This is a genomic window from Nocardia sp. NPDC023852 (assembly GCF_040639505.1).
GTDB lineage: Bacteria > Actinomycetota > Actinomycetes > Mycobacteriales > Mycobacteriaceae > Nocardia.
The window spans coordinates 358,717-371,499 of sequence record NZ_JBFAAB010000002.1; the positions used below are offsets into that span (position 1 = coordinate 358,717).

Consider the following 12,783-nt stretch of genomic DNA (forward strand, 5'->3'; position numbering starts at 1 on the left):
GCCCTGCTCTGCGGGAATGGGGGAATGTTGAAGTCGTACAAACAGCTGTCCCGCTGGTACGGCGCTCTGGAGCCGGAGAAGGGCACCCCGGAAACCGTCCACCCTGGGGAGGCGAGTTCCGCCGCTCCCGCGGAGGGCGACGGGCCCGCGCGCTATCCGCACTATATTCGCGAGGACGACGAGCCGTCGGGGCGTCCGGCCGAGGACATTTCCAGCGATCTGCCCGCGCAGCGCAGCGAATTCACCGGCGGCTGGTCGGATTGGGTGGCCGGCCGCGCGCCCGGTCCAGACGACGACTACACCCCGCCTCGGCAGGCCGGTCTCGCACGCTTTCCTTGGTCCGACGGGGACAACGGGGACAACGGGGTGGGCCGTCCGCGTCCGCGTGCGTCGGGTGCGCTGCGCAAAGCTGCCCGCGAGCACCCCGCCGTCCGCCGGGCCCGCCTGCTGATCGTCCTGATCGCGGCGGCGCTGCTGCTCGGCGCGGCGGTCGCGTGTGTGCTGTTTCTGCTGCACGCCTCCGGTAACCGCGCTGCGGCGCCGAAGGATTCGCCCGTACCCGCGTCGGTCCAGTTCACCGTCGCCGGTGCCCAGGCGGGTGTCAACCCGCGCGCGGGCGGCGGCTGTCCGACCGAACGGGGCGACTCGATCGTTCGCAGCGCGGAAGCCGGTGGTCCGGACTCCGGTCCGGACGCGGTGCTGTCGTTCCAGCATGCGTATTACGTCGAACGTTCCGGCGAGCGGGCAAGGGAGGCGGTCGCCCCCGACGCCGCCGTCCAGCCCGCTTCGGTTATCCAGCGCGGTATCGACACGATTCCGGCGGGCACCACGCACTGCGTGCGGATCGTGACGATCGCCGATAACCGGTATTCGGTGGAGGTCACCGAGTACCGGCCCAGCGGCGGTCCCGCCACGTACAACAAACAGACGGTCACCACCGCGGTGATCGGCGGCCGCACGCTGATCACGGGTATCGCGGCCGGATAAGGAGAGTAGAAGCGATGGGAGAGGACTGGAGCCGCTGGCTCGACGAGACGCCCGAGGAGGGCGAACCGTCGGGTCGGCCGGTGCGCTCCAAGGCTCCGGTGGTGCGATTGCGGCGCAGCAAACGCGATGGTTCCGGGGCAGACCGTCCACCGCAGCGCCCGATTCTGGTGGTCGGTGGGTGTGGTGGTGCGGGCACCACCACGACGGTGCTGGGATTGGCGGGAGAGCTCGGCACGGGTGGCACGCCGACAGTCGCGGTGGACGCGACGGCGGCGGGCAGTGATCTCGCATTACGCGGTGCGGACGAGCATCTGCACCCGATCAGCCTGCAGTCCTGGTTGTACGGACGCGGGGACGACGAACCGGCGCCGTTGAAGGAATGTCTTTCACGCGCCACCTCGGGCATCGGTTTGCTGTGGCGTGACGCCGCGCCATTGCGCAGGCGTGCGACTTATCTCACGGTCGCCCGGGCGGTGCACGACGCCGGGTATACGGCGGTATACGACGGCGGGACCCCGATTGCGGGCAGGCAGCTGCGCCCACTGCTCGATGACGCTGATGTCGCCCTGGTACTTGCCATTCCGGCTCGCACGGACGCGGCCAACCGGCTCCGGGTAACCCTGGAATGGCTCGACGACCAGTTCGGCGACACGGCCGAAGGGCAAGGCGGCGGTATCGTCGGTGACACGACCATCGTTGTCTCCCACCAGTACCCGGGTGGTGAGTCGCGGGTTGCGGATCATTTGCGTGAGCATCTTTCCGGCTGGGTCCGCGATATCAGGGAGATTCCGTACGATCCGCACCTTGCCCGCGGTGAACTCGTCCGGCACGCCGCGCTGGCCGACGAGACACGTCGGGCATATGGGCGCCTGCTCGCCGGGGTGGCATCATGACCGCCGCCATGATTTATCCCCCTCAGCCCGAACGCACGCCCGCCGGCATGATCGCCCCGCCGGAATCCCGCCGCGCCGCCATCTGGGACCGGCCGGTGCCCGGCATCGGCCGCGCTCCGCTGGTGTGGTTGCTGGGTGTGCATGGCGGAGCAGGAGCCAGTACCCTCGCGCATGTGCTTGCGCCCGCGGCGGATTCGGGCCGCCGCTGGCCCGGCGTCTTCGACCGCGAAAGTCCGTTCGTCGTCCTCGTGGCCAGGGAGACCATCGCCGGCCTGTCCCGCGCGCACGACCTTCTGCGCCAACATCTTTCGGGTTTGGCAGGACCCTCCGACGTGCTCGGGCTGGTCACCGTCGCTGTGCGCCCCGGCAGAATCGCTCCCGAGATCCGGCGCTACCGCGACGTCGTCGGCTCGCTGGCCGGGCAGCTGTGGCAGGTGCCGTGGTACGAGGAATGGACGCTGGTCGAGCCCGAGCAGCTGCCGGTGTGGTCCCCCGGCGACCCGCTGCCGCAGAAGAAGCGCAAGCTCGACCCGCTCGAGGAGGTACCGCTCGATGTCCGGGTGCTCGGCGCCGACATTGTGGCGGCGGCTCGGACGGCACTGGAGGACGCCACATTCGATTACCAGGCACCGGACCTCAGAAAGCCGCACGAGCAGTGAACGTACGCATCGAATCGGCGACAACTACATCATTATTCGAGAAAGGCACCCGATGAGCATGATCCTCCTCGCCGTGCAGGACACGTACGGCACCGTCCTCGCGCAAGTCGGTAATCCGACGCCCGAGGCGCCTCCCGGCTCCGAGAAGATCTTGCAGCTGGTGCGTTATCTCACCTGGTTCGTCTTGCTGTCCGGTGTCTGCGGCATCACCTACGCGGGCGGCAAGTTCGCGTGGGAGAAGTGGACCGGCGGTGGCTTGGAGTCGCCGAAGATGGTGGCGGGAGCCATGATCGGTGGCGTCGTAGCCACCAGCGCCGGCACCATCATGAACGCTGTCATCGGCACCTGATGTCCGCGATGAGTACTGTGCGCATGCCGGCGGCCGAGCTGCTGGCCTACAAACAGATGCCCGCCGAGGTTCTCGCACCCCTCATGCAGCTGCTGAACTGGCTGCTGTGGTTCGTGCTGTTGGTGTGCCTGGCCTGGATGATCGTTTCCGCAGGCAAGCTATGGATCTCGTTCCGCAGCGACCTGGCCATGAACGACTCCTCGCACGGCGTCCTGATGAGCCTGCTGGGTGCTGCGGTGGCGAGCACGGCGTCGGGGATCGCCCTGGCGTTCTTGCCCGCGTGAGCCATCGGAGCGGAACGGGGACGACGCGGGAATGAATTCCACAGTGATTCGGTCGAACGACTCAGCGGCGTGGCGGCGCGACCTACGCCGCCCCGCCGCCGGGGTCTTCGGCGCCGCGCTGGTGCTGGCGGCGGTCGGTTGCGGAGGAGACGACGACAAGTCAGGCACTGCCCTGAACGCGGCACCGACCGACGTGCGGTGGCAGCCGTTCCAAGGTGTGCCGTTACCGCAGACCGGCCAGGGGCCGAAGTCGACGGCCGACGGTGCCGCGACCGGTTTCGAGCACTCGCCGCGCGGCGCGGGCGTCGCCGCGCTGACTCATTCGGTACGTCTCGCAGTGGCCGCGGACACCCAGTGGGCGAAAGTGGCCGCGCAGGAACTGGTTCCGGGCCCGGCCAAGGACGAGTGGGCGATCAACCGGGTGCAGCTTTCGATCACGGGGCCGGCCGGTCCCGAGTTCACACCGCGCCTGCTCGGCTACAAGATCACCGGCTACACCGATCAGAGTTCCACCGTCGACGTGTACACCGAGTATTCCGACAGCTCGAAGGCGGTGCACCACACGACCGTCGAGTGGTTCAGCGCCGACTGGAGATTACGACTGCCCGACCCCGACTCGATCGTACGACCCATCGATTCGATCGACGCATTACCCACCGACATCGTGAAACTGGAGGCACCGACGTGAGCGACAAGGAGTCATACGCGCGCGACCGCGTCTCCTTCGGTGTCGTCGCGTCCGCCGCCGTGCTGACACTCATCGTGATCGTGGGCATCTTCGTCTTCGTCGGTCGCGACGACGACGGCGGTGACGGCGCTGCCGCCGTCACCGAAGGCTCCGGCGGCACCGGGTTCGCCGGGCCCGAGGTCGACATCCTCGGCAGGCGCGTGGACATCCCGAACAACACTGCCGGACAACCACTTCCGCAGGATCCGTCGCGTCAGCGCAAGCCGGCCGACGCGGACTGGTTGACCGCGGCGCCTGAGGGCACCACCGCGCCACACGGCTGGCAGCGGGTGTACGGCGCCTCCGTTCCGTTCTCCACCTCCGATGGGCCCACCCGCATCGAAGACGACCTGGCCGTCGGGTACTCGCATACGCCGCAGGGCGCGGTACTGGCCGCTGCGCAGATCACCTACCGGCTCAATGCCCGTCCTGCCGACCGCGATCTGTACGTGCGCCAGGTCCGTGTCTCCGCTCAGCAGATCGCCGCCTATGACAAGGCGCTGTTCGACGATCGCCTGCCCGAGCAGCAGCCCGAGAAGGTGACCCGCTACTTCGTCGCCTCCGATGCGTTCAAGGTGGACGATTATGCCGACGATCTCGCCATCATCCGCCTTGCCACCCGCGGGCCGGTGGTGGATGGCAAGCAGCTGTGGGCGGCGATGCGCCTGGTCATGGTGTGGGACGCGGGTGATTGGCGCTTGAAGCCCTCGACGACCAACAACGCACAGACCGAGTACATCGAGTCGTTGCAGGGGTGGACGAAGTGGTAAGCCGCAGAAGGTCCTTCGGGCGCATGCCGCTGGCTGTGCTGGGCGCAGGTGCAGTCCTCGCAGTTGCGGTGGCCGCAGTCGTCACCGTGGTTGCTATCGGGGACGACGACGCGCCCTACGACCAGGCGTCGTCAACGCCAACAGCGTCGGAGAATCCGCCTGGGCCGATTGGGTCGTCGTTCGTAGGTTCCGGCAAGGACTCTTTCGGGCATCCTTTTGATATCCCAAAAGATACCGCTGGACAGGCCCTTTCGCAGTCAGGTTTGCCACGGACACCGACCGACCCGGAGTTGCAGACCGGCGCGCCGGGGGGGACGAACCAGCCGGGCGGTTGGCAACAGGTGTACGGCGGCCCGATCATTCCTTTCTCGACGACCGATGGACCGGCGCGCATCGACAACGGCGTGCCGTCAGGTTTCAGCAAGACACCGCAGGGTGCAGCGCTGGCCGCCGAGCATATCTACTGGCGGACCGTGGCACGTCCCACCGACCACACGCTGTGGCAGCAGTTGGTGATCCTCACTCCCGAGGAGCTCGCCGATCGGGAGCGCAAGATCGCTGAGGGCAAAGTGCCCGACGTCTTGCCGGAGAGTGCCAAACCACTGTTGTACGCGTCCGACGCTTTTCGAATCGAAAGCTATGGTGACGATTTCGCTGTTGTTCGTATCGCCCGCAAGACCCGTGAGTTTCTGCACGGCGGGCGAAGCTGGGTGGCCATGAGGCTCAACGTGGTATGGCGTGACGGTGGCTGGAGACTGAAGTCGTCCGCGGGCGACGCACAGCCGCTCGAGACGATCGGCTCGATCGATGGGTGGACACAATGGTGAGACGGCTAGTCACAATCTTCGCGGTCATCTTCACAGTGATGATCGCGACTCCGACCGTGGCCTACGGTCAGACGTACGGCTTCGACGATACGTGCAACGAAATCCACGACTCTCTCGACGGCCTCGGACTGCCCGGCTTCACCCTCGGAGACGCCGCGTCGGCCGCCTGCAAGGCAGGCAACGCGGCCACGCATCCCGGCCAGGCAGCGACCGCGGTGAAGGACAAGGCATGGGACTCGACCTTCGGCAAGGTGGTCGACTCGCTCATGAATGGCCTCGGTGAGGCCATCATCCTGGCGTTGACCTTCTGGATGAAGGTGCCCAACGAAGCGGTCAGCGACTCGGGTTCGCTGTTCACGAAGATCAACGACTACACCTATCAGGCGCAGATATTGCTGTTGATCGCGTCGGTGATCCTCTCGGGGGCGCGATTGGCCGAGGCCAGACGCGGGGCCGCGATGAACGAGGCAGCCGAGTCGTTCCGCATGTTCACCCGCGTGGTGTTCAGCTCATGGATGCTCGGCGCGGTGATCGTGGCGGGTACCCAGGCCTCGGACCGCTTCTCGGAGTGGATCATCAACGACTCGACCAACGGCAACGCCAAGGACCTGGCCGAGTTGATGGTGAAAACCAGTAAGCTGCAGGCATTCTCGCCAGGTCTGGTGCTGATCATCGCGATAGTCGGCCTGCTGGGCGCGTTGGCGCAGATCGTGCTGGCCATTGTCCGCCAGGGTCTGCTGGTGATCGCGGCCGGTGTGCTGCCGCTGGCCGCGGCCGCGTCGGGCATGAACGTGGGCAAGCAGTCCTATCAGAAGCTGATCGGCTGGATCATCGCGTTCATGCTGTGGAAACCGGTGGCGGCGATCGTCTATATGATCGCGTTCACTACTGCGGGCCACGTGGATTCGCTCACCACGACCGCGGGCCTGCCGGACGGCGAACAAGCTCAGCGCATGCTGGTCGCCATCGTGTTGCTGTGCAGCGTGGCGTTCGTGCTGCCCGCGCTGATGCGGTTGGCCACGCCTGCCGTCGCGATCGTCGGTAGCGGCGGTTCCGGACTCACCGCGACCGGGGGAACCTTGCTCGCGGTCGCGGGCCTCGGCGCTATGGGCACCAAGGCCGTCGGTGTCAAGGGCTCCGCGGCGCCGGGCGCGGCGGGTTACGTGAGCGGCAGCGGAACTGGTCCGCGTCCTGGCGGCGCGGGCGGCCCGCGCGGCGGCGGCGCCCCGCGGCCGACGCCGCCGCGGGGCGGTGGCGGTGGTCAAGGCGGCGCGGCCCCGCGCGCCTCCGGCCCCTCTGGCGCGTCCGGGGTAGCGTCCGGAGCGGCCAGGACGGCAGGCCGGATCGGCGCGGCGCGCGCCGCGAGCGGCGGCCTGAACCGGGCCGACCAAACAATGGGTGACGTCGCGGGCGACCGCTGGACGAATCGTTCACCCGACCTCGGGAGGAGCACCATTCCGCGATGACAGTCACCGACACCTACGAGCGGCGCTCGTACGGCCTCTGGCAGAAGCCGCGCAGCGCGGGCCTTTTCGGCCTGCGCTGGGAGGAGACCGTGCTCGGCTTCGCGGTCGTGATCACGGCGCTGATCACCGCGATGGTCGGCGGCTTCCAGTGGGGTCTGATCGTCGGCGGCACCGGCGTCGTCGTGATGGTTCCACTGGTGTGGCGGACGGGTGGCCGTTCGGGTTACGAGACGGGATTGATGATGTTCAACTGGATGCGCTCGCGCAGTCGCGGCGAGCATGTGTACCGAGGCGGCCGGTTCTCCCGAATCCCGGGCGGCGTCACCCGATTGCCCGGTCTGCTCGCGCCCTCCAAGCTCTACGAGGGAATCGACGCGGGTGGCTACAGCTTCGGCATGATCCACCTTCCGCAGTTCGCGCAGTACACGGTGGTGCTGCGCGCCTGGCCCCAGGGCCACGAGGCAGTGGACCAGCCGGTGATCGACCGGTGGGTGTCGGCATGGGGCACCTTCCTGGCCTCGGTCGGCCAGACCAGCGACATCGTCGCCGTGGTCCCGGTCATCGACACCGTGCCCGAGACCGGAAACCGTTTGCTCACCGAGGTTTCCGCGATCACGCGGCCGGAGGCGCCGGAGCTGGCCCAGCAGGTGATGTATGAGCTGGCCACCGAACTGCCGCAGGAGCGCGTGCAGCTGCTTCCGCGTGTGGCGATCACGTTCAAGGCCACCACCGCCGAGCGCCGCAAGAACCCGGCGGAGGAGGCCGTCGAGATCGGCCGCCGTCTGCCCGGGATCTGCGCGGCACTGGCGGAGGCGGGTGTGCGCGCGCAGCCGATGTCGGCCGACGAGGTGATCTCGTTCATCCGGCGCAGCTACGACCCTGCCGCGCAGGCCGACCTGGAAGTCGCCGCGAGCGAACCCGAGGGCCACGGCCTGGACTGGGCGGACGCGGGGCCGGTCTCGCATGACGAGAAGTGGGACTACCTCGTACACGACGGCGGCCGGTCGGTGACCTGGGAGATGGACGCCGCTCCGGAGGGCGCGGTCGACGAGCGCGTGCTGCAGCGGCTGCTGGCACCGAATCCCGAAGTGCCGCGCAAACGTATCGCCATCGTATACCGGCCGCACTCTGCCGCCGATGCCGCCGAGATCGTCGACGACGACTTCAAGAATGCGCTGGTAGCCCAGCAGAGTGAACGTGGTGTCGTGTCGGCGGCGGCCACGCTGCGGGTGGGCGCCACCCAGCAGGCCCGCGAGGAGCAGGCCAGGGGTCACGGTGTGACCCGCTTCGGGGCACTGGTGACCATCACCGAGCCCCTGCGCGGCGATCTGCCGCGTATCGAAGCCATCACGCGCGACCTGTCGACCCAGGCGCGCTTGAAGATTCGGCGGTGTTACCGATACCAGGCGGCGGCCTTCGCGGCTTCGCTGGGTTGCGGGGTGATCCTGCCGGAACACGCCACTATTCCGAAGGCACTGGCGGGGTGAGGGATTCATGGCACGGGACTACGAGCCACCCGTACGGGACCGGGACGAAGCCGCTCGCAGGCGGCTCGAGCAAGCCGGGCGGGACGAGTGGGGCCAGCGGCCGCGGCGCCCCGCGCGGGATTCGACGCGGGTGAGCGGCGAGGATCGGTCGGACGTAGAGATGTCCGACCGGGAACGGCGGGCCGCTCGAGAGGCCGCCGAGCGGCGAGCGCGAGCAGGCACGGGCCGGTCCGAGGGCACGCGTTCCGAACGGGCGCACGCCGACCGCCCCCGCGGCGACCGCACGCCCGCGGATCGCTCCCGCACTGACGGCATGCGGACCCCCCGGCCTTCCCGCGACGCGGCCACCGAGCGCGTTGCCCGGCCCCGTCCAGATCGCAACGGCGCCAGAACCGGTCGCGTGCCCCGGCCCGCGAAGGTCGACTACACGGCCGACCGCGCCATGGGCACCCCCTACCTGGACAAGGCGGCCCGCCGCGCGAAGGCGAGGGCGGACCGACGCAAACAGTCCGGGCCTTCGCTGCTGGACGACGCCACCCGCGCCAAACTGGAGATGATCGCCCGCGAGGGGAGCGGCCTGCGTGCGGCGTGGGCACAGTTCCGGGTCCGCACCGACGACATCCGCCGCCGCAACTACGCAGCCCGCGCGGAGCAGACGATCGAGGACGGATTCGACCGCGGCACAGCGCAACTCACCGACCGCGGCTACGCGGGTGCGGGCGGCGGCCGGATGAACGTGGTCGGGCGTCCGGTCGAATACCGCGCCACCACCGCCCAGGTCGCGGGCTTGTGGCCGTGGTCGGTCGGCGCGGGCGCGCCGCTGATCGGCACGCCACTCGGCTCGCACCTGCACACCGGCGCCCCGGTCTGCTTCGACCCGATGAACTGGTTCATGCGCGGCAGCTTCATCACCGCGCCCAGCTTGTTCGTGCTCGGCCTCAACGGTTTCGGCAAGTCCTCGCTGGTGCGCAGGATCGTGCTCGGTGGTGTCGCGCAGGGGATCACGCCGCTGATCTTGGCCGACGTGAAACCGGACTACCGCAAGATGGTGGAGCTGGTCGGCGGCCAGGTGATCGATCTGGGATACGGGCACGGCAAGCTCAACCCGCTCGCGGCGGGAGTGCTCGGCGCGGTCGTGCCGCGCCTGGAAGATCTTCCTGCCTTGCAAATTCAGGTGTTGCAAGACCTCAGGGCCAGACAGGTAACGCTGATCGCGGGTCTGGTCGAACTGGTCCGCGGCGACCGTGTGCGTGATTACGAGGAGACGCTGATCTCCACCGCGTTGCGCATCCTCTACAAACCCGGCAGCGGATTCGCGCCGGACAAGCCGCCGATCATGGAGAACCTCCTCGAGGTGATCGTCGGTGGCGGTGAGGAATTGATGCTGGACGCGGGCGCCGATAATCCGGCCGAGTACCAGAACGCGATCAAAGGTTTGCGCCGCTCGTTGCGCGCCCTGACCCAGGGCCCGTTCGGCGCGGTCTTCAACGGGCAGACCACGGTGCCGATCGACACCAGCGCGGTCGCGGTATGTATGGACGTGTCGCACATCCCGACCGGTGACAAGAAGCTCAAGGCCGCGGTCATGCTGGCCTGTTGGGCGGACGGATTCGCCTCGGTCGAGGCCGCGCATGTGCTCGCCGACGCGGATCTGGGCCCGCAGCGTTATTTCCAGGTCGTGATGGACGAGTTGTGGCAGGTGCTCGGTCTCGGCGACTTCATGGTCGACCGGGTCGACGAGCTCACCCGATTGCAGCGCGGCATCGCCACCGCGCTGATCATGATCAGCCATACCATCAAGGACCTGCAGGCACTCGGATCGGAAGCCGCCATCGCCAAGGCGCTCGGTTTCCTCGAACGAGCGCGCGCCAAGATCTTCGGAGCGCTTCCTGCCGAAGAGATCAAACGACTGGACAGCACGGTGCCGTTCACGTCGGCCGAGGAGGAGATGGTGACCGGATGGTCCGCACCGCAGGCGTTGACCGGCGAAGCGCTCAAACCGGGCCAGCAGAGGCCGTCTCCGCCCGGAACCGGTAAGTTCCTGTTGAAGATCGGTGAGGACCGTCGGCCCGGCATCCCATTCCACATGGAATTCACGCTGTCGGAGAAGGAAAGCGGGATCCACGACACCAACCAGCGGTTCAGCGAATTCACCGAATCGAATTCGCGGGGAACGGATTCGCCAGGGAGTGCCGCATGAGAGATCAGCGGGGACGCGATGCGGGGATGATCCGCGTCGTGCCGCGGCACATGACCGTCGACGGGGGGCGCGCCGCATGATGCCGCACCGGTCCTACCGCCGCGTCTCACCGGAGGTGCGCGAGGCCGCCGTCCAGCAAGTCGTCGCGCTCACAGGCAAACTGCACAGCGAATCGGAGGCCTGTCGCGTGGTCGCCGAACAGATCGGGGTGCATACGAATTCGGTACGGAACTGGGTGCGCGCCGCCGAAGGCCCTGGTCTGGAGCGCATGGACGCGGCCGCTCTGCGGCGGAAGGTCGCGTTGCTCCAACAACAGTTGGCGGCTGCCGCCGAGATGAACCGTACCCTGGCCGACACCCTCAACGAAGCCCGGCGCCGGACGTGACGCACGCCTGTGCATTGCACGTCGGCGAGGGGCGGCGATGAGCGGCAAATCGATGCTGTGGGTTGCTCTCGGCGCGGTGCTCGGCCTGATGACCATCGTGCTGGTCATCATCATGCCCGCGGTGGACGACGCCTGCGAAGGATCCTCGGTGCTCGGTTCGCAGTCCGAACTGCCGCCGCTGGGCGGTTACCCGTCTGGTGGTTCGCGTCCCGCCGCGACCGGCAATCCCACTGCCACACAGGCCAATCCGACCGCGACCGCGACGCCCTCGCTGGCCGCTGGCTCCGGCCCGCTGCGCCGAACCCTGCCGTTGGCGGCCGGAACCTTCACCGTCTCCGACACTTTCGGCGCGCGCGGTGGCGCGCACAAGGGCGTCGACCTGGCCGCGGCCGACGGCACCCCCATCTACTCCGTGTCCGATGGACGCGTCGTCGCCGCGGGTTCGGCATCGGGTTTCGGCAACTGGATCGTCATCGACTCCGTGGACACCAATGGGCGCTCGTACTCGGCGGTCTATGGCCACATGTGGAACTCCGGTGTGCTTGTCCGGGTCGGTGACACGGTGACCGCGGGTCAGCCGATCGGCGCGGTCGGCTCCGCGGGTGAATCCAGCGGTCCGCACCTGCATTTCGAAATCGTCCCGGGCGGCCGGTTCACCGGCGGGCGTCAGATCGACCCGCTGCCCTGGCTGGACGGCGCCCCCACGCCGGACGTCGGTGGCGCGCGCGCCTACTCCAGCGATCCGCGGTGCAGTCTCGGCTTCGGCACCGCCGGTGGTGCGCTCGCCGCAGGCAAGGTGCCGCCGGAACTGGAAATCTGGTATCGCCGTGCGGGTTCGATCTGCCCGCAGATCACCCCGTCGTTGCTGGCCGCGCAGGGTAGGCAGGAGTCAGGATTCCGGCGCGGCGCAACCTCACCAGCCGGTGCGCAGGGGCTGGCGCAGTTCCTGCCGGGCACCGCGGCGAGTACCGATCCGGATGACGGTCGGCCGTATGTGATCGACGCCGACGGCAACGGCGTGGCCAGCGTGTGGGACGACGGCGATGCGATCATCGGTCAGGGCCGCTACATGTGCGCGATCGCGCACAAGATCCTGCGGTGGCAATCCGAGGGTAAGGTGCAGGGCGATGTCGTCGCGCTGACCCTGGCCGCGTACAACGCGGGCGAAGGCGCGGTGCTCGCTTCGGGCGGCATGCCGAATCAGGTTGCGGCACATTACGCCGAGACTCAGCCCTACGTGCGGAACATCCTGGCGATGGAAGCGCAGTACCGCGCGCCCGGCTCGCTCGGCCGGTTCACGCCGGGGGAGGGCTCGAACGGGGACCAGATCGTCGAGGCCGCGCACGAATGGCTCGGCACACCTTACGTGTGGGGCGGTGGCGGGCCACAGGGGCCGAGTGGCGGCGGTCTGGACGGCCCGGGGCTGACCTCGGCGGCGGTATTCGCGGCTTCCTCCGGCACGGTGACGCTGCCGCGTACGGCCGAACAGCAGTGGGAGTCGGGTGTGGAGGTGCCGATGAGCAGAACGCAGCCGGGTGACCTGGTATTCAGTTCCTTCGGTCCCCGCGGACCCGCGCAGGTCGGCATCTACGTCGGGAATGGGCGCATGATTCAGTCGGTGCCCGGCGCGGGAGCGCGATCCGGCGGCGGTGTTTCGCAAGTTGCGGTGCCGGGGGATGGCCGGGCGAGGAGGGTGCTGTGAGTGCCGGCGCGCGCACCACGAACCAACACACGGCGGAAGGACTGCCG

The 12,783-nt window shown here is 68.3% G+C and carries 13 protein-coding genes; all 13 read left to right on the forward strand.

Translation table 11 applies throughout. The features are described 5' to 3' along the window. Positions 1-24: 24 nt before the first annotated feature. The 13 genes from AB0H00_RS05380 to AB0H00_RS05440 all read left to right on the forward strand — a co-directional run bounded on the left by AB0H00_RS05380 (position 25) and on the right by AB0H00_RS05440 (position 12,736). On the forward strand, positions 25-987 hold the full coding sequence (locus tag AB0H00_RS05380; protein ID WP_357261180.1) for a hypothetical protein: 963 nt from the start codon (positions 25-27) through the stop codon (positions 985-987). Between the two features lie 14 nt (positions 988-1,001). Continuing rightward, complete coding sequence (locus tag AB0H00_RS05385; RefSeq protein WP_357261183.1) at positions 1,002-1,880, forward strand: hypothetical protein; 879 nt, start codon at positions 1,002-1,004, stop codon at positions 1,878-1,880. Beyond that, complete coding sequence (locus AB0H00_RS05390; protein ID WP_357261186.1) at positions 1,877-2,539, forward strand: DUF6668 family protein; 663 nt, start codon at positions 1,877-1,879, stop codon at positions 2,537-2,539. The genes AB0H00_RS05385 and AB0H00_RS05390 overlap by 4 nt, the downstream gene beginning before the upstream one ends. A 52-nt stretch (positions 2,540-2,591) precedes the next feature. Next, entirely contained in the window at positions 2,592-2,888 is a 297-nt protein-coding gene (locus tag AB0H00_RS05395; RefSeq protein WP_327119197.1) for a hypothetical protein, read from the forward strand. 8 nt (positions 2,889-2,896) lie between these two features. Beyond that, positions 2,897-3,172, forward strand: coding sequence for a hypothetical protein (locus AB0H00_RS05400; RefSeq protein WP_357261189.1), 276 nt, complete (start codon positions 2,897-2,899; stop codon positions 3,170-3,172). 43 nt (positions 3,173-3,215) lie between these two features. Then, positions 3,216-3,860, forward strand: coding sequence for a hypothetical protein (locus AB0H00_RS05405; protein WP_357261192.1), 645 nt, complete (start codon positions 3,216-3,218; stop codon positions 3,858-3,860). Then, on the forward strand, positions 3,857-4,669 hold the full coding sequence (locus tag AB0H00_RS05410) for a hypothetical protein (protein WP_357261195.1): 813 nt from the start codon (positions 3,857-3,859) through the stop codon (positions 4,667-4,669). The genes AB0H00_RS05405 and AB0H00_RS05410 overlap by 4 nt, the downstream gene beginning before the upstream one ends. Positions 4,670-4,692: 23 nt before the next feature. Further along, complete coding sequence (locus AB0H00_RS05415) at positions 4,693-5,496, forward strand: hypothetical protein (RefSeq protein WP_357261198.1); 804 nt, start codon at positions 4,693-4,695, stop codon at positions 5,494-5,496. A 38-nt stretch (positions 5,497-5,534) separates the two neighbouring features. Further along, complete coding sequence (locus tag AB0H00_RS05420) at positions 5,535-6,962, forward strand: hypothetical protein (protein ID WP_357261201.1); 1,428 nt, start codon at positions 5,535-5,537, stop codon at positions 6,960-6,962. Beyond that, entirely contained in the window at positions 6,959-8,449 is a 1,491-nt protein-coding gene (locus AB0H00_RS05425; RefSeq protein ID WP_357261204.1) for an SCO6880 family protein, read from the forward strand. Before AB0H00_RS05420 ends, AB0H00_RS05425 begins: the two co-directional genes overlap by 4 nt. A 7-nt stretch (positions 8,450-8,456) precedes the next feature. Next, positions 8,457-10,649: a hypothetical protein gene (locus AB0H00_RS05430; protein ID WP_357261207.1), complete on the forward strand. Its 2,193-nt coding sequence runs from the start codon at positions 8,457-8,459 to the stop codon at positions 10,647-10,649. Between the two features lie 76 nt (positions 10,650-10,725). Next, entirely contained in the window at positions 10,726-11,034 is a 309-nt protein-coding gene (locus AB0H00_RS05435; RefSeq protein ID WP_357261210.1) for a transposase, read from the forward strand. A gap of 37 nt (positions 11,035-11,071) precedes the next feature. Next, positions 11,072-12,736: a peptidoglycan DD-metalloendopeptidase family protein gene (locus tag AB0H00_RS05440; RefSeq protein WP_357261213.1), complete on the forward strand. Its 1,665-nt coding sequence runs from the start codon at positions 11,072-11,074 to the stop codon at positions 12,734-12,736. Positions 12,737-12,783 lie beyond the last annotated feature (47 nt).